Source organism: Paenibacillus apiarius, from assembly GCF_017052585.1.
GTDB classification, from domain to species: domain Bacteria; phylum Bacillota; class Bacilli; order Paenibacillales; family Paenibacillaceae; genus Paenibacillus_B; species Paenibacillus_B apiarius.
The window spans coordinates 2,494,409-2,517,500 of sequence record NZ_JAFFHZ010000001.1 but is presented as its reverse complement, the minus strand read 5'-3'; the positions used below and the strand labels follow the sequence as shown (position 1 = coordinate 2,517,500).

The following is a 23,092-nucleotide window of genomic DNA, read 5'->3' as shown; positions in this document are numbered from 1 at the left end:
TGCCTCTTCTTTGTTCGATTAGAACAAGCCAGGAATTTTCATTCCGCCTGTGAATTTAGCCATATCGTCGTTCGCCAAATCTTCCGCTTTTGTAAGAGCATCGTTAACCGCGGTCATGACGAGATCCTGCAGCATTTCGATATCTTCCGCATCGACAACTTCAGGTTTGATAGCAATACTCAACACTTTTTTGTGGCCGTTAACTTCTACCGTTACCGCGCCGCCGCCGGATGTGCCGACAATTCTCTTGTCCGCCAGCTCTTCCTGAGCTTTCAGCATTTGTTCTTGCATTTTTTTAACTTGTTTCATCATTTGATTCATATTGTTCATCGCCGTGAAATCTCCTTTTTTCTACTTAGAATAATTGAATTAATCTTTTATGACAACAAGGTCTTCTCCAAACATGTGGATAGCCTCGTCAATCCATGGTTCCCGGGACGATTCTTGACCTTCAGGCTCCAACTGAAAATCAGGCTCCTCCCTGTCCTCTGTTCGGGCTCCCGCAGCCTCCCAGTCCTTCAACATCATCGTGTCAAGCTGATACGGCTTGCCGAATGTGTCGGACAGCACACGTTCAATGACCTGTTTGTTGTTCGGCTTCTCAGTCGTATCCCGATGAATCGTATTTTTGAAAGCAATCAGGATTCGGTCTTCAAGCGCCGATACCGGTTCTCCATTCACAAGCCATGCGTGGATCGTCACTCCGGCTTCTTTGACGCGCTGCAGCACCTGTCCCCAATTGCCGCGAATACGGCCGAATTCAGAACTGTCCTTGTCAGCGACATATCGTTCGAATTGAGGCGGCTTATTCGCAAGCCGTGATACACGGCCGGAAGATCGGGTAGCTGCCTGCGCACGCTCAGCCGCAACGTTTTCTTGCTGAGTGCCAACTGCCGCGCCTGACTTCAACAGTTGATCAAGCTTCGCTTCTAGAGACGCAACCTGACGCTGCAAATGTTGCACAGAGGAAGATTGTTCCACCGCACCCTGTGCCGCCAAGCCTGTATCCTGCGCACCCTGAGCGCCTGTGTGACCTGAAGAGAACGACTGGCCTTGCGCCGCTATCTGAAGCAGTGCGACTTCAAACAAGGTCTGCGGCTGAACCGCAAATTTCATGTCTGTCTGATATCGGTTCAACGTGTCAATGATCTGGAACAAGCGTTCGGCCGCAAACGTCTCGGCCAAGTCACGGAAGACTTCGACCCTCGTTAGGCGATCCGTCAACGCATCCCCGCTCGGCACCATCTTCATCATAAGCAAATCCCGGAAAAAGTAGAGCAGGCTTTCCATGCACTTGTCAGCGCTCTTGCCTTCCTGCATCAGGCGCTCGATTACCGACAGAATCGTTCCGACGTCCCCGGCTTGCGCCGCCTGGGCCAATTCGGCAAATTGCTCTTCCGGCATCCCGCCTGTAATATCCAGCACTTGCTGATAGGTAACTTGTCCGTCGGTAAACGAAGCCGCTTGATCCAACAAGCTGAGCGCGTCGCGCATTCCACCGTCAGACAGCTTCGCGATATACGTTAGGCTTTCCCGATCGGCTTGAATGTGCTCGTCCGCACACACTTGCTCCAAGCGGGTGACCTGCTCATCCAACGATACCCTTCTGAAATCAAACCGCTGGCAGCGGGATATGATCGTTGCAGGCAATCGATGCGGTTCCGTCGTCGCCAAAATGAACATGACGTGAGCCGGAGGCTCCTCCAATGTCTTCAAGAGCGCATTGAAAGCTTCCGTCGTCAACATGTGAACTTCATCGATAATGTACACCTTATGGCGCACTTCGGTTGGCGCATACTTCACTTTTTCGCGAAGATCGCGAATTTCCTCCACGCCCCGGTTGGAAGCGGCGTCGATTTCCACCACATCCATCACGGAACCTGCGGTGATGCGCCGACACGCTTCACAAGCGTTGCAAGGCTCCGGGCCAGGCCCTTGCTCGCAGTTTACGGCTTTAGCCAGTATTTTCGCGGCACTGGTCTTCCCTGTTCCACGCGGTCCACTGAACAGGTACGCATGCGAAAAACGCCGCTCCCGCAGCGAATTTTGCAGCGTTTGAATAATATGCTGTTGTCCGACCATGTCATGAAATGACTGTGGCCTCCATGCGCGATACAATGCGATATGCCCCATGTTGCAACCCTCGAAAACGTTTTTCTTATTATACTATATCATAACCGCTAAAAAAACAGCCATTTCCTCTCTCTGGAAACTTGGAAAGACTATCCATATTTCATTCGTCGCCTTTTGCTGCGAATCGGCCTCCCGGAATTCAGCCAACAGGTTGAAAAGGGACCGACAGCGTAAACGTCGTGCCAAAGCCTTTGGATGCGACGCGAATCGTGCCGCCCAAATCATGAATGATACGTTGGCATACCGAGAGGCCCAGCCCGGTTCCATTCTGCTTCGTCGTAAAGAACGGATCAAATATTTTGTCAATGAGAAAAGAAGGAATGCCGGGACCTGTATCGTGAATATCGATCAGCACGCGCTTGCTCGCATCATCCCGCCTGACCGTTATCGTCAGCGTTCCGCCGTCGACTATCGCTTCGATGCCGTTCTTCGCAATGTTGATGAATACCTGCTTTAAAAGCTCGCGATCGGCAACGACGTACGGCAGCGCCTCATCGGCGGCATAGCGAACGTGAACACCGTGCAGGACGGCTTCACTGCGAATAATGGGCATGATATCATTCATGACCTGATATAAATCCACCCGTTCAATGGTCACGTGCTTCGGCTTGCTCAGCAGCAGAAATTCTCCTACAAGCTCATTAATCCGATTGATTTCCGTCAGCATAATCTCGGTATAATGAACTTCCTTCTCCATGCCCTTCTCATGCAGCGTCTTCTTGAACACCTGGAGAAATCCCTTGATGGAAGTGAGCGGATTGCGAATCTCGTGCGCAGTTCCCGCCGCAATCTGTCCAATCATAGCCAAACGATCGCTCCGTTGAACCTGCTCCTCCAGCGAACGAAGGTTGGACACGTCCTTGAAGAGAACATAGGCCCCGACAATTTCACCTTGCTTGTCACGCAGCACGTTGGAATCGAGGAGCAGTTCATACCGTTCGTTGCCATTGCGCCATGAAACCGCGTGATTGCGTACGACAACCCCTTCCAAAAGGGCGCGTTGGACCAAATGATGCTCGGTAGGCATATCGCCAAACAGATCATTGACACGGCACTGCAGCGCCTGTTCCCGCTCCCACCCGAGAACATTGCAGGCCATCTCGCTGATGTCTACCAACCGAAACTGTGTATCCAGAAGCAGAATTCCTAAATTCACATCTCGCAAAAAGGCGCCGGCAAACTGCTGCAGCAGGTTTAATTCACCTTGCCCCCCTTCACGTCTCTCTCCAACGGGAGCAGAAGAGGGCAACGGCTTCAGTGAACCCGAATATGGCGTTGGTTCAGTCATAGACTCACCTCAATGCTAATAAGCGCAAGCTTCATTCGCTCGCTAGTGTACTTGTCTGACTCATCTAGCGGAAACCGGCAGCCAGCCATTGAGAAAGGGCAGGCAAATACCGTAACCGCACGTCCGTACTCTTTGCTGTTATATATTTCATTCGTCAAATAAGGTCGTTATTCCTGCTTTTGTCCATTATATATGAACATACATTCATAATTACTATAAAACAAAAAAACACCGAATCATTCGGTGTCTCTCATGCAATATGAAAACCGTGCACCTGTTATTGATAATTGCGATCCGAGCGGCACTCTTGCGTATCAGCTCGGGTCAGGCTTCCCTCCGGCACATGAGCTCTCCTACTTATGGCTGCTTCCTTCCGGACCTGACCAGATTCATAGGCACCCATTGCGAAGGACCCGACCGTCAACACCAAACGCAAATACCGGACCCCACATCGACAAAACCTCTAACAGGAATTCAATCTCGCTATAGCGGATTGCGAGTTACAGGGCACCGCTACCTCCCCATCTAGCACGGCAAAACCTAGTATAGACTATTTGAGGCAAAAGTGCAACTAAAGTCAATTGTTAACAATCGTATCGCCGCGGACCGGCTCGGCTTCCGCTGGGGCATCATCGTCCCGCCAGCCGCGCAGCAGCATGCATAGGGCCGCGCTCATAACGCCAACCGCGGCATATACCCCGGCATGCAGTCCGGCAATCGGATACAACCACTGCGCAGCACACGCCGCCGCCACCGTCCAGCCAGCGGCAAAGCAGACCCAAAATGCGTCGAGACGCACCTTGCGGGAGACGGCCGCAAGATCCAACCAGCCAAGGCCGATAACGACGCTGCACACGACGAATACGCTGAGCCAAGCCAGATGAACGTTGAGGTCAGGCTGATTGGGCCACCCCCACGACAGGAACGTCCTTCGCGCCAGCTGCAGCAGTCCGTATACCCCTCCAGCCACGATGAACGAACCTATGATCGCAGGCACGGCCTCGGCGCCGAAACTTGCGGACGCTTCGGCGCGGGCGATAGCGCCATCCATCTGCTTCCAAGCTTCGTGGCGGCGCTTGCCCCACACTTCGACTGCAGCAGCCAGCAATCCGACGGCCGCAATTACGACGGGAACCCATATCGTCAGTCCGCCCTTCACGATCTGGACAAAAAATCCGAAACCCAGTTCAAACAGCTTTTCCCACATGTTCCATCACTCCTCTGCCGACAAATGGTCCTTGGCTTCAAAGTCCAAATTTACCGGCCCGTCCGGCAGCGTGGTCATGATTTTCTCGACGATATCAGTCGTAGGCACCGACTCATCCACCTCTTCAAAGCGAAGTCCGTCCATCCAGACATGACCCGGCCCACACAGGAACGCGCCGAACGCAATCGCTTCCGCATGAAGCGGAACATCCAGCACGATGGAGTACAAGGCCCACTCCGTCGTTCCCTGAATCGGTCGGCCTTCCATATTGTCGAAGGAGAGTACCTCCTCGTCCTTGCCATCCACGCGCATCCACAAGCCGCCCCAATTCCGCACGCCTTCCGTCTTCAAAAATCCGTTCAGCCTAATCCGCTTGCCTCTATAAATGCCGGCCTGGAACATCTGCATCAGCGTGCCGAAGCCATCCGGCTTGGCGGCATCGTCACCCCGCAGCATGCCAGACGCTTTCCCCCGGTGCACGTTCACCCGATCTATGCCGGTCTGATACTCGTGGGGATAGAGACCTGTAACCATCCAACCTTCAGGGGCTTTATGCGGCGCGCGCAGCGGGTTGGACGGCATTGGTTGCTGCTGATATCCTTCAGTCATCCTCATTCCCTCCTCTTTACGATGAAATATGCGAAATCCTTTTCGGTATTGGTGCGGCGTCATCCCATAAATCCGCTTGAACGTGCGTGTAAACGAATCCTGTCCAGCAAACCGGTACTCCAACGCGATATCCAAAATGCGTTTGTTCGTGTGCAATAGATCGGCCGCAGCCCGAGCCAGTCGGCGCTCCCGCAAATATGATGCGGCGCTGAAGCCGAGCTGCTGTTGAAACACGCGGTGCAGATGGAAGCGGGATACCGCCGTGTGCCTAGCCACGTCGTCGAAGTCTACATCATCTGTCAAATGCCGCTCGATGTACGCCACCGCGCTCCGTATCCAGCGCTCGTGTTCCATCATTCTCACACGGCTGCACCTCCTTTTGCAGTTCGATAAGGACTTGCATTTTCATCATACTAGGCGGAAACGCCATTCGTTTTGACATTTTGTGCGAATCGGGATGCCATTCAGCACGATAGTCTCAAAAATATGCAAAAAAATAAACTCCCTCGACTGTTTGCCAGCAAGGGAGTTCACATTAAACACATATGCATTAGATACCGTATTTCTTCTTAAATCTATCCACACGACCGCCAGCGTCCAAGAACTTCTGTTTGCCCGTGAAGAACGGATGGCAAGCGGAGCATACCTCTACTTTCAGGTTTTCCTTAACGGAACCTGTTTCAAACGTGTTACCGCATGCGCAAGATACTGTCGTGATGTGATATTTCGGTTGAATTGCTTCTTTCACTTGAATTCACCTCTCTCCGCCCTGAGCCCTTTGCGTGCCCAGAGTTATATAAACACATGAATGGATTATAGCATGTTTGAAATAGACACGCAATGTTATTCTGACATTTCCAGTAAGTCGATTCCAGTTCCGATTCACCTATTACTTGGCGTATGACTTCACGCGCGCCAGCTCCGTCGGAGGCACATGCGTGTAGGAACCGATCACGACGTCGGGCAGCTCATCGCGAAATATATCTATCATCTGCTTCATGCCGAGAACGTCGCCCTGCGCCTTCGGAATGAGCGCAAGATAGCTCTCGGGATCAATGTTCAAGTTGCGCATTTGAATGAGACGAAGCTTCGTCCGGCGCGCGAACTCCACCATTGCCTCAATCTCTTCTTCCCGATCGGTCACTCCCGGGAAGACCAAGTAATTGATCGACGTATACACGCCCTGTTCCGATGCATAGCGCAGCGATTTCTCCACGTTGTGAAGCGTGTATGCCCGCGGCCGGTAGTACGCATTGTAATGGCCGTCCAGCGCACTGATGGTGCTGACACGCATCAAATCAAGGCCTGCATCGACAATGGCCCGTATATGGTCGGTCAAGCCGGCGTTGGTATTGATGTTGATATACCCCATATCCGTCTGGCGGCGCACCTCGCGCATCGCTTCGACGATAATCTTCGCCTGCGTGGACGGTTCTCCTTCGCAACCTTGGCCGAAGCTGATAATCGATTCCGGCGTCTTCAAATGCTCCAGCATAATCTGCACCAATTCGTCGACATTCGGCTTGAAGTTCATCCGCGTCTGCGGAGCCGGAAATCCGCTGTCATCCGGCTGCTCGGAAATACAGCCAAAACAGCCGGCGTTGCAGGAATAAGATACCGGAACGGCGCCTTCCCAGCGATTCAGGAACGTATTGGAGGCGGTCAAGCATTCGTATTGCAAGGCGCAATGCGACAAATGCTGATATAGCCGATTATCCGGATATTTCCCAAGCAGCTGGTCCACTTGAACACGCAGCTCGCCCGGATCGCAATTCAGCGGATCCCATTTGTGCGGATCATCCGTCGAATGGGCTGCGGCGTAGAACTTCCCATCTCGCCACACGACCGCCGTATAGCCGAAGAGGGGGAGCTTCTGCTCTTTATCCGTCTTCACGTAGCTCGGAATATGCAGACGCGTATAGCCCTGCGGCAGCAGCGCCCCGACCGCCTGCACCTCTCCGGGGAGAGCAACCATCTCTCCCGTATCCGGGTCCAATCCGATCGGGCGCGTGCAAGGCAGTCCGACAAGCGTCGCTCCTTCCGGCAGCGGAATCAGTTCTTCTTCAAATATTTCAACGATCATGTCACCACTGCGGGCGAGGCCGATGTATTCGGGGTGATCAAAGATGTTGCCTTCACTATCCGCATAAACTAAATACATGTGCCCTTGTCCTCCTACATTCAAGCTTCACATCATTCCACAGCGTCACATTTGCCATCGTCTTCTTAGCTGACCGAGGTGCTCCGCGTCCGGCGCGTCGGAGAGCCGCCGCTTCCGTTGCCGTTCGTATCCAAAGAAGCCATAAATTCTTCATTCGTCTTCGTATCACGCAGCTTTTTCAGGAATTGATCCACAAATTCAGACGTTTCATTCATATTTTTGCGAATCGCCCACAGCTTATCGAGCTCTTCCTTGGTCAAGAGCATTTCCTCGCGGCGCGTGCCGGAGCGGCGAATGTCAATCGCAGGGAAGATGCGGCGTTCAGCCAATTTGCGATCCAGATGGAGTTCCATATTGCCTGTACTCTTAAATTCTTCATAAATGATGTCATCCATACGCGATCCTGTCTCCACCAATGCTGTCGCAAGAATGGTCAGGCTGCCGCCTTCCTCGATATTGCGCGCCGAACCGAAAAAACGTTTCGGACGATGGAAGGAAGCCGGATCGATACCGCCGGACAGCGTTCGTCCGGATGGCGGCACGACCAGATTGTAAGCCCGCGCCAGACGAGTGATGCTGTCGAACAAAATAACGACGTCCTTCTTGTGCTCCACCAAACGCAATGCGCGTTCAAGCACCAACTCAGCTACTTTAATATGGTTCTCAGGCACCTCATCGAAGGTTGAAGCGACTACTTCGCCCTTTACCGAACGCTGCATATCCGTCACTTCTTCCGGACGCTCGTCGATAAGCAATACGAACAACTCGATGTCAGGATGGTTTTCCGAAATACTGTTGGCAATTTCTTTAAGAAGCAAGGTTTTACCAGCTTTAGGCGGGGCGACGATAAGTCCGCGTTGACCAAGACCTACAGGGGCTAACAAATCCATAATCCGTGTAGAAACTTTGCTCGGGGCCGTTTCAAGCACCAGCTTCTTCTGTGGATAAAGAGGAGTTAATGCAGGAAAGTGCAGACGCTGGGCCGCGTCTTCCGGATTCTCTCCATTGACGGCATTAATTTGCAGCAAACCGAAATAACGCTCATTTTCTTTCGGCGGACGACATTTACCGGACACCAAGTCACCGGTTCGAAGATCAAATCTACGAATTTGCGACTGCGAGATATAAATATCTTCCGAACTCGGCAAATAGTTGATTGGCCGCAGGAAACCAAAGCCTTCAGGCAAAATGTCCAGCACGCCCTCCATAAACATGTAACCGCCCTGCTCCGCTTGCGCGCGCAAAATAGCAAAGATCAATTCTTTCTTCTTCATCTGACCGTAGCCGGCAATTTGAAATTGCTTTGCCAGCTTATAAAGCTCGGTCAGCTTCTTGGTTTCCAAATCGGAAATTTGTAACTCCATGAATACAACTCCTATTCTGTTCATAAATGCATGTGATGTGAGATGGATAAGTCCTATGAAAATAAACATGAGAAATAGCGGTGTGCTTCCCCTATACATACGAAGGTTGGTCATTTTCACCGGGAAAGAAAAAGTGGACTGAAAGCAGATGAGTTCTTTAGACCAAGAATAAGCAGCGTAATATCGCATGACGGTTGACTTTCGTAGAAAAGAGGTGTCGGCGGTCTAGGCATCAATCTAATATTAATCTATTATTACCCTATTTTTACCCCGAAACAACTGATTTATTCCGTTTGCCTCCATACATCTGCACCTAAAATTCGCAAATTCGTCACTAAGTTATCATATCCGCGATCGATATACTCCACGCCCGTAATCTCGGTCACGTCGTTTTCCACTGTTAAACCTGCTATAACAAGCGCAGCTCCAGCTCGCAAATCCGATGCCCTTACTTTTGCAGCATTCAGTTTTGTTCCTTCAATGACAGCAGAACGGCCTTCCACGCGAATTTTCGCGCCCATGCGCAGCAGCTCGGGAACATGCTTGAAGCGATTGCTGTATACGAGATCGGACAGCATGCTAACCCCTCTTGTCTGCGTCAGCAAGCTGGTCATCGGAGACTGCAAATCAGTGGCAAAGCCAGGGTATACCAGAGCTTTTACGTCAATGCTTTCATAATCGGCACCGCCGATAACACGGAGCGATTCATCCCCCTCTACAATTTGGACGCCCATTTCTTCCAATTTGGCCGTGAGAGCTTCCAAATGCTTAGGAATGATATTATCTATTAAAATATCTCCACGCGTAGCCGCGGCCGCGATCATGTACGTTCCGGCTTGAATGCGATCCGGAATGATGGAATGGCGGCAGCCGTGAAGACCGTCTACCCCTTCAATGCGGATCGTTTCCGTACCCGCACCTTTTATTCGTGCCCCCATTGCATTGAGCAAGGTGGCAACATCTATAATTTCAGGCTCTTTTGCCGCATTTTCAATGATAGTAGTGCCTTTAGCCCGGGAGGCTGCCAGCATGATATTAATGGTAGCGCCAACGCTGACCACATCTAAATAGATCTTCGCGCCGCGCAGCTCGCGCGCAACAATATGAACGGAGCCGTGATCATTCGTTACCGTCGCTCCTAACGCTTCGAATCCTTTAATGTGCTGATCAATCGGACGCGGCTCGAAGTTGCACCCGCCTGGCATGCCAATCGTCGCCTCTCCGAATCGTCCTAACAAGGCGCCCATCAAGTAATAGGAGGCCCGTAATTTTTTGACGGGACCATTGTGCATCGGCATCGAAATCAGGTGGGAAGGATTAATGTGCAGGCTGGTTCCCTCCCGGCTGACTTGTCCGCCGAGTTCGGTAATAATTTCGCCATAAGTTGCGACATCGCTTAATTCAGGCATGTTATCGAGCACAACTTCGCTCTCTGCTAATATTGCCGCAGGTATAAGTGCTACTGCGCTGTTCTTTGCTCCGCTAATCTGAACGGTGCCGCGTAGCGGCCGCCCGCCGCAAATCATTAACTTTTCCATCACAAGCCAAGTTCCTCCCACACCGTGCTGTTGATAGCCGGCTCATCCATATGCTTAGAATTGAAATATGGTTATCCTCAAAAAACAAACTTACTTCGTTCAACTGCGACAGGTATAAGCGCGTGATCAAAAGAGGTCTTTTTACAACCTCTATCATACTACAAGTTAGGTTATATAATCACAAAAAAGGGAAGAACACCGGAGAACCGGTGCTTTTCCCGCATTTGTAGACGCAAATATGAATGTCCGATTACGCTTGATTGTTGCTTCCGAACAAGCGGATTTTAGCGCGAACCACTTCTACCATTGCATTGCGAGCTGGCGTCAAGTATTTGCGAGGATCGATTACATCGGCATCCTTGTTCAACGCTTCGCGAATCGCTTTCGTGCAAGCGACTTGGTTCTCTGTGTTCACGTTGATTTTGCCTGCGCCTGCGGCAATTGCCTTGCGAATGGATTCGTCAGGCACACCGGAACCGCCATGCAGAACGACAGGTACAGGAACTTTGGAAGCAACAGCTTCAATGATATCGTAATGAAGTTTAGGCTCGCCTTTGTACATGCCGTGTGCTGTACCTACAGCAATCGCAAGTGCGTCAACGCCTGTTTCTTCATAAAAACGAATCGCTTCATCTGGTTTCGCTAATTGAGCGGATTCCTCATCCACCGTAAGATCATCTTCTGTTCCGCCGATTGTGCCCAATTCGCCTTCAACGGATACGCCCATAGCATGAGCCGCTTTAACGACTTCTTTCGTCAAACGGATGTTGTCTTCATATGCATGATGGGAGCCATCGAACATAACGGAAGAGAATCCCGCGCGGATACAAGCCATAGCCACTTCAAATGTGCTGCCATGGTCAAGGTGCAATGCGATTGGCAAGCCGGACTTCTTAGCAGCCGCTTCCGCCATTGCTACAGTATATTCCATTCCCATGTAACGCAGTGCCCCTTCGGATACACCGAAGATGATTGGCGCTTTCTCTTCCATCGCCGCTTCTGTAATAGCTTGTGTGAATTCCAAGTTGTTAATGTTGAATTGGCCTACCGCAAATTTATTTGCTTTAGCTTTCGGCAGGAATTCATTCATCGAAACTAATGGCATGGTCTCCATCCTCCTAGGAAGTTGTTCGTCGTCTGTCTCTCTTGTTGTTAGCCGACATCTTGTACGGTGTTATTATATCACAATTAGGCGCAAAAAAGTAAACAACCCTTGACAAAACAGGACACATCCCGTTCGCACAATTATTCTATCCCTAAGCCGCCGCATTATTGGCATTCCATGAAGAAGCAATCCTGTCAGCCGCTAATGGCGTTTGTCATGTACAGTGTCTGCCAGTCTCCGCAAACAGCAAAGAAGCCGGGTCAGCAACCCAGCATCGCGCATCATTTTTATCATTCGTTAAGACGGTAAAGTCATATGATTCTGCCGTTCGTTGCCGTGGGCTAAAGTCATGTTGACGGCCACTCGCATCTCATCGATATCAAATGGCTTCGTGAAGTGCATGATGGCTCCCAGATCGGTCGCTTCCTTAATCATATCCAGTTCTCCATATGCGGTCATCATGATGACGTTCATGTGCGGCTTCATCTTCTTGATCTGCTTCAAAATTTCCAATCCGTCCATCCCCGGTATCTTCATGTCAAGCAGAACGATATCCGGCGATTCATCCTGTACGATGTCCAGCGCCATCTTGCCGTTAGAAGCTTGATATGTCGTATATCCTTCGCTGCTGAACACTTCCATGAGAAGAACCCGAATACCATTCTGATCATCGACAATCAATACTTTCTTTTTATCCAACTGGTACCCCTCCCACCGTGTATCACGAGCGAGTAAGTTTGCCTTGTCATAGCTGCTGCCTCGCATAACATGCTTATATTCCCAAGTTACAATACTTATTCGCCTCTTCCTACTAAATTCCTCCTTAATTTAACGAAAAACATCTGTTTCTGTACCGCGGGAAGCAAAAAAAGCGAAAATTCTCACATGGAGAATCTTCGCTTCGCAAATATATACATTATCCCAACTGTTTAATCGCAGCTTTGACGAACTCACGGAACAATGGCTGTGAACGGTTCGGACGGGATGTGAATTCCGGATGGAATTGCACCGCAAGGAACCAAGGATGGTTCGGAAGCTCCACGATTTCAACCAAACGTCCATCAGGGGACGTTCCGCTCACTTTCAAGCCGGCACGCTCCACAATTTCCCGGTATTCGTTGTTAAATTCATAACGGTGACGATGACGCTCGTATACGAGCTCGTCATTGTAGCACTCCATTGCAAGCGACCCTTCTTGCAATTTGCAAGGATATAGGCCAAGGCGCATCGTGCCGCCCAAATCTTCGATGTCCTTCTGTTCCGGCAGCAAATCGATGACAGGATATTCTGTCGACGGGTTGATTTCCGAGCTGTTCGCTCCTGTCAAGCCGACAACCGCCCGCGCATATTCAATCACGGCCACCTGCATGCCAAGACAAATGCCGAAGAACGGGATTTGCTGCTCACGCGCAAAGCGAATTGCTGTTACTTTTCCTTCGATACCCCGATCGCCGAATCCGCCTGGAACCAAAATTCCATTTACTCCCGACAATTGCTCATTGACGTTCTCTTCTGTAATTTCCTCCGCATTGACCCAACGGATCTTCACTTCGGCATTGGCATCGATGCCAGCATGCTCCAGCGCTTCAACAATGGACAGATAAGCATCGTGAAGAGCAACGTATTTCCCGACGATGGCAATCTCTACGCGGCCTTGCAGCTGCTTCACGCGATTAACAAGCTTCGTCCACTCGACCATATCCGGTTCAGGCGTCTGCAGCTTCAGATGGTTGACGACGATATCGTCCATGCCTTGGTCGCGCAGCATGAGAGGAACCTCATACAAGGTGGAGGCGTCACGGCACTCCACGACTGCATTGGCGTCAATGTCGCAGAAGAGCGCAATCTTGCGTTTCAGATCCTCCGAGAGCTCGTGCTCTGTCCGGCATACGAGCATGTTCGGCTGAATGCCGATGCTGCGCAGCTCTTTGACGCTATGCTGCGTCGGCTTCGTCTTCACTTCGCCCGCCGCTTTGATGTATGGAATCAAAGTAACGTGAATGTACATCACATTATCACGGCCGACATCGCTCTTGATTTGACGAATCGCTTCAAGAAACGGCAAGCTCTCGATATCTCCCACCGTGCCGCCGATCTCCGTAATGACCACATCGGAGCCCGCTTCTTTGCCGGCGCGGAAGACACGCTCTTTAATTTCATTCGTGATGTGCGGAATAACCTGTACGGTTCCGCCCAAGTATTCACCGCGGCGTTCTTTGGAGATAACCGAAGAATAGATCTTCCCTGTCGTCACATTGCTGTTCTTGGACAGATTGATATCAATGAAACGCTCATAGTGGCCAAGGTCCAGGTCGGTCTCCGCCCCGTCGTCGGTTACGAACACTTCACCGTGTTGATAGGGACTCATGGTACCCGGATCAACGTTGATGTACGGGTCAAACTTTTGAATCGTTACTTTCAGACCCCGATTTTTCAGCAGTCTGCCTAGGGATGCTGCCGTTATTCCTTTGCCCAGAGATGAAACGACGCCGCCCGTCACAAAAATGTATTTTGCCACTGGTGAAACCCTCCTATGATCAAGTGCATTCATGACATATGTTCTCGGGAGGCTTTGACTCTTGAATCAGGTCCGATGGAGTTTTTGCAATTCATGCTGCATGTAGTTATCGTAACCCATTTGCAGGAGAAAAATTGATCAAGATGTCATAAAAAAAGCTCCTATCGAAGGACACTCGAAGCCGAGCATCCGCGATCAACGGAAGCCTTTTATTCGACTCAAAATGTACCATATCCGGGCAGATCAAGGCCGCAGTCAGATACATTCCGATATCGGAAAAAAATAAAAAAGTGACTCCCGTAGTGTCACGGGGCACTTTCTTCTTATGTTCAATCACTCTATTCAATTCAATACAAATCCAAAGCCCATATGCTAGTTTACTCTGTAGGTAGTCCCATGTCAAGGGAACATGCTTGGATTTTTAAGGGGATGCCGGGAAGTGAAAATGCCGCTTACTTATCCTTCCCATCAAAGCTTGTGAACGGCTTCTTCAACAGGACCAATAAGCAAACGGCATTTATGCAAGCCACCCAGTGAGGAATAGCCGCTTAACGGTCACCCTCACCTTTCTTGGCGTCATCGAAGTCTTCGTCCAGCTCTTCTTCAGAGCTGTCTTCATCGATTTCTTCTTCATCGATCATGACTTCTTCGTCAACTTCCGCCTCTTCCTCTTCATCGTCGAAGATTTCTTCGTCTTCGTTTTCTTCATCCACGAAATCGAAGTCCTCTTCATCGGCAGTGTAGGTTTCTTCTTCTTCCACGTACTCGTCTTCCATATCGTCGTCGTCATCATTAATGATACGAGGACGTTTGGTGCCTCCCATCGACTCCTCCGAACGGTCGACCGGATACCAACGCTTCAAGCCCCACAGGTTGTTGCCAACACATGCAAAACGGCCGTCAATGTTGATTTCGGTATATAACTGCGCAATCACATCGATAATTTGCTCTTCGGTCAATCCACGAAGCTTAGCCACTTCGTTCATTAGATCGCGGTAGTAGAAAGGCGTGTTGGCAGCTTTCAATACGAGGAAAGCTAAATCCACCATCGGCATTTCTTGCACTTTGTCGGGATCTAGTTTCAATTCCAACGGGGTGCTCATTCGGACACATCCTCTCTCAAAAGGTTCAAACTTATACTAACATATCCATGTTCACACATAAGTAAAACCGATCTGCCGCGAAAAAGCAAGTTTTCTTCAGCCTGACAAAAAAATGCCACATGTCATTCATTTCAAGACAAAAAAAGAAACGCGAAGGGCTATCCTTCGCGTTCGACTGTATCCGCACCCGACAAAAGCAGTCGCCCTCGTCTCTGGTGTACTAAGCCCTTCGCCGGCTCTTCTTCATATTATGTCCCGGGAAGCCATTTGACACGGAAGAAGGCCTAACTTTCGCAAAAAAGGCTGCTACCCCAGTCCACCCCGCAGCAAAGCGCATACGATACTTCACAAGGACCTGTCGGGAGGGACTCGACATTGGATGTTACGGGCTTACTCCAGTTGATGCTTCATGAGATTTCCTCCAACGGACAACGCGGGAAGAGGCAGCTGATTCGTTTTTACAACCTTCAATTGTACGAACAATGCTGCAAAGCGTTGTACGATTTGCAAAAACGCCACTCCAAGCTTGGGAACGTTCATTCCGTTCCGTTAATCCGAGCTTGGATCTGTCCGGTTCCGGCTGGTCTAAATCGGCAATTGGCTCAGTACCAAAGTGAGTTCGTTGTGGAGGATGATAGTCAAGTAACGATGCATGCCGCATCGCAGAAGCCCGTTGCTTGGGAACGCGGCATCCCTTGGGGCGTCAGGCACATTAAAGCGCCTCAGGCATGGAGCACGACGACCGGCCACCACGTGCACATCGGCGTCATCGATACGGGAGCTGACTACCGCCATCCTGATTTGCGCCATTCCTTGATGCGCGGCGTCAATCTGGTTCACCGCGGATTGCCTCCGCATGACGATAACGGACACGGAACACATATAGCCGGTACGATAGCAGCCGCCAATCAGATGTATGGAATCATTGGCGTTGCTCCTCGTGCGCTGATCCATCCCGTCAAAGCGTTTGACGAGAATGGCTCTGCTTATGTATCAGATATTATTCAAGGCATTGATTGGTGTGTGCGTCATGGCATGGATATCATTAATATGAGCTTCGGGATGAAGACGCGCAGCAAGTCGCTGTTGAATGCAGTGACGAACGCCTATAACGCAGGGGTCACCATCGTCGCTTCATCAGGGAACGACGCGAAGCACAAGACGATTGACTACCCTGCCCGGTATCAGCAGACCATTTCTGTGGGCGCGATCGATCGGGTCCGCAAAATTGCGAATTTTAGCAATCGGGGTCGATTTGTCGACATTTATGCTCCCGGAGAAAAAATCGTCTCTGCTTGGCTTAAAGGAAAATATCACGAAATGAGCGGCACTTCCATGGCCACCTCTCATGTCAGCGGCGCGATTGCCCTGCTGCTCGCCACGAAGCCTGGCTTAAAGCCAGGGGAGATCAAATCTCTTCTGCGACATTCTGCCAATCCTACGCGCGGCTCCAGAGGCAAGGGCGGCACGTCTCGCGGAGCAGGCGAAGTAGATGTGATGCGCTTGCTCAAGGAAGCGGAACGGTAGAGGCGGCCGTGGTCTCGCCGCAGACACGGCTTTAAATGGGGCTGTCCCGCAAGGTATGAAAATACCTTAGGGGACAGCCCCCCGTTTATTACCGGCCTATGCCGCATGACCAATAGCGAAAAATGGCGAAGCAGAAATCGAAATCGTTCCTGCTCCGCCATTTTTTCGTTTTCACGCTGCAATTTGAGCATTAAATTTTTCAGCTGCGGGAGTAAATACAACCGCGACATTCATGCTAAGCAGCTGTAATGGGCGCGAGACGCGCCCGCGGCGAATTCCACAGCTCAATCCACTTCTTAATGGCCGAGATGAGAATGATGACTCCGAGCACCATCATAATGATGGACAGCGAGGCATTCAAGATACTGTAACCGGACGCTGAGGGATTCAGATACACGTTCGCTACCATCCACACCCCCGCGTAATTCACCGTCACGAACAAGTATGCCAATGGAATCAGACATGTCAGCATATATCTGCGTTTGTCCGCTATCTTCAAGATGACCGTCGCCCCAATGATGAGACCAATAGACGCCATCAACTGATTCGATACCCCGAATAACGCCCATACGGAGCCGATATCGCCCGAGAAGAGCAGGTAGCCCCACATCAGACAGGCCAACGCACTGGCGAAAATCGAGCCGGGCACCCAATCCACCCGTTTCAACGGCTTGTAGATGTCACCGAAGAAATCTTGGATAATATAGCGCGCGACGCGCGTTCCGGCGTCGATCGCCGTAAGGACGAAGACCGCTTCGAACATGATGACGAATTGAAAAAAGTAGGATGCCAAGCTTTCAAACCATGGAATCTTCGTGAAGATATAGGTCATGCCGACCGCTAGCGTAACTGCGCCGCCTGTTCTTCCCTCCAGATTGAGGCCGATTTCCCGCGCCAAGTCAGGCAGATGGACAGTGCTCATACCGAGCGCCTTGAATGCTTCCGGCGTAGAATTGATTGCGAAGTAGTCCGCAGGCTGCAGAGCCGTGGCGGCGATTAGCGCCATGATTCCGACCACGCATTCCACGAGCATCGCGCCGAACCCGACCACTTTAATATCGCTCCAGCGATCCAGCATCTTCGGCGTCGTTCCGGAGCCGACGAAGGCATGGAAGCCCGAGATGGCTCCGCAAGCAATCGTTATCGAAATGAAGGGCCATACCGGACCGGCCAAAATCGGACCTCCTCCGTGAATGAATTCCGTTACCGCAGGAAACGGAATCGCCGGGTTAATAATAAAGACGCCGATGATAAGCGCGATGAATACGCCAATCTTCATGAAGCTGCTCAAATAATCGCGCGGAGCGAGCAGCAGCCAGACCGGCAAAGCCGCCGCAAAAAAAGCGTATATCGGCAAAATGACAGCCAATGTCTTCATATCAAAGGTCAACCATTCCCCTAATGCCGTCCCTTGAATGTAAGGGCCCATGAACACGCCGATCAGGAGCAGAATAAAACCGATGGTGGAAGCAACCTTCAAATTGCCCGTTTTCTTATACAGCAATCCTACTCCCATCGCAATCGGTATCGTAATGCCCACCGAGAACGTTCCCCATGGATTATGCTCCAACGCATGGAGTACGACCATCGACAGCCCCGCCATCGTTATCGTAATAATGAAGAGCATGGCGAGCCCGGTGCAGAAGCCGGCGACAGGACCCAGTTCGTCCTTTGCCACTTCGGACAGCGATTTGCCCTGCTTGCGCATAGAAGCGAACAGCACGACCGCATCATGCACCGCTCCGCCGATAACCGCACCGATTAGCAGCCACAGGAGCCCCGGCAAGTAACCGAACTGCGCGGCCAGAATCGGACCTACGAGCGGTCCAGCTGCCGCAATTGCGGCAAAGTGGTGACCGAAGGACACCCATTTATTCGTCGGCACGTAATCTTTGCCGTCATTGAATTCGTGAGCCGGCGTCGGCTTGGAGTCATCCAGCTTCAACACCTTCGCCGTCATGAACGTTCCGTACAGACGATACGCAATCATCAAAATGCAGATGGATCCAATCACGATTGAAACCGCATTCATTAGTAGCCACTCCCTTCGATATCCTTGTGGCTATCTTATAATATGAAAACGCCGATTATTCATTTTCAAGATAGAATGTGAAGGAAAGAGAATGAGCCGCAAAAAGACAGGCTTGAAATGCAAACGATTTCAAGCCTGTCGCGCAATCGATTTAAAATCCAAGGAGCAGCTTCAGCTCCTTCATATAAGTGCGGCTAACCGGCACCATTGAACCGTTCTCCAGCTTCAACTGGCAGGTCGAGTGGAACCACGGCTCAATTTCCACAATCCGATCCACATTGACGAGATAAGCCCGATGCACCCGTGTAATGGAGGGATGCCGGAGCTTGCGTTCAAGCATCGTTAACGATTCGCTGACTTTGTATTGCCGTTCTTTCGTCACGATGACCGTCTTTCCCTCCTCAAATCCGATATAGATGATATGATCGACATGCAGCACGACGATTCGCTCGTCCACTGTGATCGCCAAGCGATCCTGGCGTTCCGGGACTGAAGAACGGGAAACAGGCAGACGCAAGTTAGGCGGTATCCTCATCACAAGCTGCTTATTAAGCTTTTCTGTCGTCTGCTGCACGCGCGCCTCATCAAAAGGCTTCAATATATAATCAAGCGCGTTCAGTTCGAATGCCTTTAAAGCATATTCATCGTATGCAGTGGCAAATACGACCGCCGGCGGCACATCCAGCTCCATTAACCGCTGCGCGATTTCCAAGCCGCTGTCCTCTGCAAGCTGTATATCCAAAAAGACGACATGAGGGCGAACTGCCGGAATTTGCGTCAGCGCCTCTTCCATTGATTCGGCTTCACCCACAACCTCCACTCGCTTGGTGCGGCGCAGCAAGTAAATAAGCTCATCTCTAGCCAACGGCTCATCATCCACGATAAATGCTTTCAACAAGACTATCACCTCTTTCGACAAAATGGACAGGCAAGGTGATGCGGACTGTCGTTCCCTGGGCGGTCTCGCTTGCAATATGGAAGGAAGCTTGGTTACCGTACAGTTCTTCAATGCGCCTCTTAATATTGCAGAGGGCCGTGCCGGTCCCTTCCGCCGATTGTACGGCTTGCTTACCGAGAGCTCCCACAATATCAGCCGAGATGCCTTTTCCGTTATCCTTCGTCACCAAAATCATGCTCTCCTCTTCAACGGTCGCACTGATTGTCACTCGACCCACCGGCTCGGCAAATCCTTTGGAAAAGGCATGCCGAATCGAATTCTCCACCAATGGCTGCAGTGTAAACGGCGGAACCAATACTTCCTTCAGAGATGCGTCGATATGTGCTTCGACCGTAAACTTTCCGGGAAATCTCGCCTGCTCCAAAGACAGATAGGCTTCTACATGCTCCAGTTCCTTGTGCAGAGGAATGAGCATCTTGCGGGCACCCTGAAGATTGCTGCGGAAAAATACGCTGAGCTGCTGCAGCAGCTTTCTCGCTTGCTCCGGGTCTGTTCGGCACAGCACAGAGATCGTATTGAACGCATTGAACAAAAAGTGGGGGTGCACTTGGGCCTGCAGCGCCTTAATCTCGGCATCCTTCAACAGCTTGCTCTGAAGCTCCGCTTCCGCCAGCTCCAACTGGGTGGAGAAAAGCTTGCTCAGTCCCTCAGCCAGCTCCCGTTCGACTTGATCCAGCCTCGTAGCGCGCTTGAAGTATAACTTTAGCGTCCCTATCGTGCTGTCATGCACCTTTAGCGGCAGCACGAGAGCGGCCTGCAGCGGACAGTCCGGGTTAGAGCACTGGATCTCTTCGCGCGAGGACGCCTTGTGCACGATGCCTTCTTCAAGCACCTTCTTCGTAAGCCGCGTGGAGATGCTCTGCTGCGCAATATGGTGATCCGCGCCGGTCCCGACATGGGCCAAAATTTGATGCTGATTCGTAATCGAGATGGCGTCGGCGTTCGTCTCCTTCAAAATGATTTGGGCTGCTTCCCTGCACGAATGCGCGTTTAAGCCTTGGCGGAAGAAAGGAAGCGTGTGATCTGCAATATATAGCGCCTTATGTGTCTGCAATGCTCTTGAACGCTCTTCTTCCTGAAATATGGACTGAATAATGAGCATAAACAGCAAAGTTCCGAAGCCGTTCACCACAACCATCGGGACGCCAATCATCTGCACTAGTTCCCAGGCGGCGGCCCACGGCTCGGCAACAAGCAGAATGATGCCCATTTGCGCGCATTCCATTAGAATGCCGATTCCTGCGGTTAACCACGCGGCCCGCTTCCCTTGCATGCGAAAGCGCTTACCAATAAGTCCGGTAACAATGCCTGCCATAATAGTCGAAACGCCGCATGCCACCGCAGTATATCCGCCCAGAGAAAGTCGGTGCAGGCCTGCAATCAAGCCGACGCCGGAACCTACAAGCGGTCCCCCAAGCAATCCTCCAATGACGACACCCATAATACGCGTGTTAGCGATGGCGCTCCCCGTCTCTATATCCGTATGCCATGCTTGCGAATAGATGGAGCTGTCATGGATCTGAACTCCGGTATAGTTGCTGATGACCCCGAACGCGCCGAATATGACGATGAGCGTCCATTTCTCGGTCAAGCCATGTTCGTGATGAACGATGTGGCGGAAAGACTTCATACGCGACAGCAAAAAGGCAATGATCAGCAAAATGCCGACCCGTTCTATCATTAACGGCAACAGATGAATCAATGCCATCACCATCCTTATTCCGTCTGCTCTGTATCTGTATATGACGCTACATCCATTATACAAGAGATGCTCCCAGACTTCGCTTGGAAATAAAAAGCTGGCGTCTCCACCATAGAGACGCCAGCATATCCATATCAGCCGTATTCGTTTTCGTTATGAATATTACATCCGTTCGGGCGCCGATACCCCCACCAACCGAAGCACGTTCGCGATAACGATGCGCACTGCTCCTAACAGCGCCAGACGCGCCTGAGTCTGTTCGGCGTCTTCCGTAATGACACGCGCTGCCTTGTAGTAGCTGTGGAAGAGCGTCGCCAAATCGTACACATAACGGATTAAGCGATGCGGCGCGTAATCGCGGGCTGCCACTGCTATCTCTTCCGGCAGCTCGCCCAGCTTGCGCAGCAAATCATACTCATGCTCTGCCGTCAGCTTCGTCAGGTCAATTTCGCCCAACGGCTTCAACGCCACTCCCTGCTCTTCTGCTTGACGGTAAATGCTGCAAATGCGCGCATGCGCGTATTGCACGTAGAACACAGGGTTCTCGTTCGAAGTCGAGATCGCCAAATCCATGTCGAAGTCAAGATGTGAATCCATGGAGCGCATCGTGAAGAAGTAACGAATCGCGTCAACGCCCACTTCCTCCATCAAATCCTCCATCGTAACCGCTTTGCCGGTACGTTTCGACATCTTCACCTTCTCGCCATTCTGATATAAGCTAACCATCTGGGCGATGAGCACGACCAGCTTGTCCGGATCATTGCCGACAGCTTCCATTGCCGCTTTCATGCGGGGAATGTATCCATGGTGATCGGCTCCCCAAATGTTGATCATGCGGTCGAAGCCGCGGCTGTACTTGTCCATATGGTATGCAACATCAGGCGTCAAATAAGTGTAGGAACCGTCATTTTTCACCAAGACGCGGTTTTTGTCGTCGCCGAACGTCGTCGTGCGCAGCCATGTCGCCCCGTCTTCTTCATATACGTGACCAGTCGCGCGCAGCGTGTCGAGCGCCTTCGTCACTTCCCCGTTCTCGTACAATGACGTTTCGCTGAACCATACGTCGAACGGCACGCCGAAGCGGCCGAGATCGCGTTTAATTTTGTCCAGCTCCTTCTCCAATCCGAACTGGCGAAAATACTTGGCACGCTCTTCTTCGGCAAGCTGCAGCAGACGATCGCCTTCCTTGTCCACCAAATCCTGCGCGAAGCCTTTAATATCTTCGCCGAAGTAACCGTCTTCCGGCATGTCCGCATCTTGACCGAGCGCCTGCTTATATCGGCACTCAATCGACTTTGCCAAGTTCGCCACTTGGTTGCCGGCATCATTAATATAGTATTCGCGCGTCATCTCATAGCCTGCATAATCAAGCAGGTTGCACAGCGCATCACCCACCGCTGCACCACGGGCATGCCCAAGGTGCAGGCTTCCCGTCGGATTCGCCGAGACGAATTCCACTTGAACGCGCTGCCCGGCGCCAATGCTTATACGGCCGTAGTCCGGGCCTTTGTCGCTAATTTCCCGCACCACATCATACAGATAGCTTTTGTTCATGCGGAAGTTAATAAATCCCGGGCCCGCAATTTCGGCGCTTTCAATAGAAGCCGCCGCTGTATCCAAGTTCTCTATAATCGCTTCGGCGATCTGGCGCGGATTGCGCTTCGCAATCCGGGTCAACTGCATCGCAGCGTTCGTCGCCAAGTCACCGTGCGATTTGTCCTTGGGCACCTCGATGACAAAGGAAGGAAGCTCTTCGCGCGCAGCCAATCCAGCCTTCACGATCGCTTCATCAATTGCAGTCTTTACTTTGTCATTCATTTTCTCCATTACACTCATGCTCATTGTCT

18 protein-coding genes and 1 other RNA gene are annotated in these 23,092 nt (G+C 51.3%); 1 reads left to right on the top strand and 18 read right to left on the bottom strand.

Going from position 1 to position 23,092, the window contains the following annotated elements; translation table 11 throughout:
* Nucleotides 1–18: 18 nt before the first annotated feature.
* From JSQ80_RS11480 to rpoE, 14 genes are all read right to left on the bottom strand, one after another.
* Nucleotides 19–330: a YbaB/EbfC family nucleoid-associated protein gene (locus JSQ80_RS11480; RefSeq protein ID WP_087434166.1), complete on the bottom strand. Its 312-nt coding sequence runs from the start codon at nucleotides 328–330 to the stop codon at nucleotides 19–21.
* Between the two features lie 39 nt (nucleotides 331–369).
* On the bottom strand, nucleotides 370–2,133 hold the full coding sequence (dnaX, locus tag JSQ80_RS11475) for a DNA polymerase III subunit gamma/tau (protein WP_206095376.1): 1,764 nt from the start codon (nucleotides 2,131–2,133) through the stop codon (nucleotides 370–372).
* 139 nt (nucleotides 2,134–2,272) lie between these two features.
* On the bottom strand, nucleotides 2,273–3,421 hold the full coding sequence (locus JSQ80_RS11470) for an ATP-binding protein (RefSeq protein WP_087434164.1): 1,149 nt from the start codon (nucleotides 3,419–3,421) through the stop codon (nucleotides 2,273–2,275).
* A gap of 266 nt (nucleotides 3,422–3,687) precedes the next feature.
* An RNA gene (gene ffs, locus JSQ80_RS11465) (signal recognition particle sRNA large type) lies at nucleotides 3,688–3,955 on the bottom strand.
* 43 nt (nucleotides 3,956–3,998) lie between these two features.
* A complete protein-coding gene (locus tag JSQ80_RS11460) occupies nucleotides 3,999–4,628 on the bottom strand; it encodes a hypothetical protein (RefSeq protein ID WP_206095375.1) in 630 nt (209 codons plus the stop codon).
* Between the two features lie 6 nt (nucleotides 4,629–4,634).
* The gene (locus JSQ80_RS11455) at nucleotides 4,635–5,594 is read right to left on the bottom strand and encodes a helix-turn-helix transcriptional regulator (RefSeq protein ID WP_206097557.1); all 960 of its coding nucleotides are present in this window, start codon (nucleotides 5,592–5,594) and stop codon (nucleotides 4,635–4,637) included.
* 193 nt (nucleotides 5,595–5,787) lie between these two features.
* On the bottom strand, nucleotides 5,788–5,985 hold the full coding sequence (gene rpmE, locus JSQ80_RS11450; RefSeq protein WP_019421211.1) for a 50S ribosomal protein L31: 198 nt from the start codon (nucleotides 5,983–5,985) through the stop codon (nucleotides 5,788–5,790).
* A 141-nt stretch (nucleotides 5,986–6,126) separates the two neighbouring features.
* A complete protein-coding gene (locus JSQ80_RS11445; RefSeq protein ID WP_206095374.1) occupies nucleotides 6,127–7,398 on the bottom strand; it encodes a radical SAM family protein in 1,272 nt (423 codons plus the stop codon).
* A 65-nt stretch (nucleotides 7,399–7,463) separates the two neighbouring features.
* Nucleotides 7,464–8,762, bottom strand: a complete 1,299-nt coding sequence (gene rho, locus JSQ80_RS11440; RefSeq protein WP_087434160.1) for a transcription termination factor Rho — start codon at nucleotides 8,760–8,762, stop codon at nucleotides 7,464–7,466.
* A gap of 284 nt (nucleotides 8,763–9,046) precedes the next feature.
* Entirely contained in the window at nucleotides 9,047–10,300 is a 1,254-nt protein-coding gene (locus JSQ80_RS11435; RefSeq protein ID WP_087434159.1) for a UDP-N-acetylglucosamine 1-carboxyvinyltransferase, read from the bottom strand.
* Nucleotides 10,301–10,550: 250 nt separating this feature from the next.
* The gene (gene fba / locus JSQ80_RS11430; RefSeq protein WP_087434158.1) at nucleotides 10,551–11,405 is read right to left on the bottom strand and encodes a class II fructose-1,6-bisphosphate aldolase; all 855 of its coding nucleotides are present in this window, start codon (nucleotides 11,403–11,405) and stop codon (nucleotides 10,551–10,553) included.
* Between the two features lie 297 nt (nucleotides 11,406–11,702).
* Complete coding sequence (locus tag JSQ80_RS11425) at nucleotides 11,703–12,104, bottom strand: response regulator (RefSeq protein ID WP_087434157.1); 402 nt, start codon at nucleotides 12,102–12,104, stop codon at nucleotides 11,703–11,705.
* A gap of 217 nt (nucleotides 12,105–12,321) precedes the next feature.
* Nucleotides 12,322–13,923: a CTP synthase gene (locus tag JSQ80_RS11420; protein WP_087434156.1), complete on the bottom strand. Its 1,602-nt coding sequence runs from the start codon at nucleotides 13,921–13,923 to the stop codon at nucleotides 12,322–12,324.
* A 548-nt stretch (nucleotides 13,924–14,471) separates the two neighbouring features.
* Entirely contained in the window at nucleotides 14,472–15,026 is a 555-nt protein-coding gene (gene rpoE / locus JSQ80_RS11415; RefSeq protein ID WP_087434155.1) for a DNA-directed RNA polymerase subunit delta, read from the bottom strand.
* Nucleotides 15,027–15,401: 375 nt separating this feature from the next.
* Here rpoE and JSQ80_RS11410 point away from each other — a divergent pair, with 375 nt between their 5' ends.
* Complete coding sequence (locus tag JSQ80_RS11410) at nucleotides 15,402–16,553, top strand: S8 family peptidase (protein WP_087434154.1); 1,152 nt, start codon at nucleotides 15,402–15,404, stop codon at nucleotides 16,551–16,553.
* 235 nt (nucleotides 16,554–16,788) lie between these two features.
* On the opposite strand, the gene cstA is transcribed toward JSQ80_RS11410, so the two are convergent.
* The 4 genes from cstA to argS form a co-directional block, all read right to left on the bottom strand.
* Nucleotides 16,789–18,585 carry a carbon starvation protein CstA gene (gene cstA, locus JSQ80_RS11405; protein ID WP_206095373.1) on the bottom strand — a complete coding sequence of 599 codons (1,797 nt, stop codon included), beginning with the start codon at nucleotides 18,583–18,585 and terminating at the stop codon, nucleotides 16,789–16,791.
* A gap of 151 nt (nucleotides 18,586–18,736) precedes the next feature.
* Nucleotides 18,737–19,483: a LytR/AlgR family response regulator transcription factor gene (locus JSQ80_RS11400; RefSeq protein WP_206095372.1), complete on the bottom strand. Its 747-nt coding sequence runs from the start codon at nucleotides 19,481–19,483 to the stop codon at nucleotides 18,737–18,739.
* Nucleotides 19,458–21,251, bottom strand: coding sequence for a sensor histidine kinase (locus tag JSQ80_RS11395; protein WP_272491175.1), 1,794 nt, complete (start codon nucleotides 21,249–21,251; stop codon nucleotides 19,458–19,460). Before JSQ80_RS11395 ends, JSQ80_RS11400 begins: the two co-directional genes overlap by 26 nt.
* A 156-nt stretch (nucleotides 21,252–21,407) precedes the next feature.
* Nucleotides 21,408–23,087: an arginine--tRNA ligase gene (gene argS / locus JSQ80_RS11390; RefSeq protein WP_272491116.1), complete on the bottom strand. Its 1,680-nt coding sequence runs from the start codon at nucleotides 23,085–23,087 to the stop codon at nucleotides 21,408–21,410.
* Between the last annotated feature and the right edge of the window lie 5 nt (nucleotides 23,088–23,092).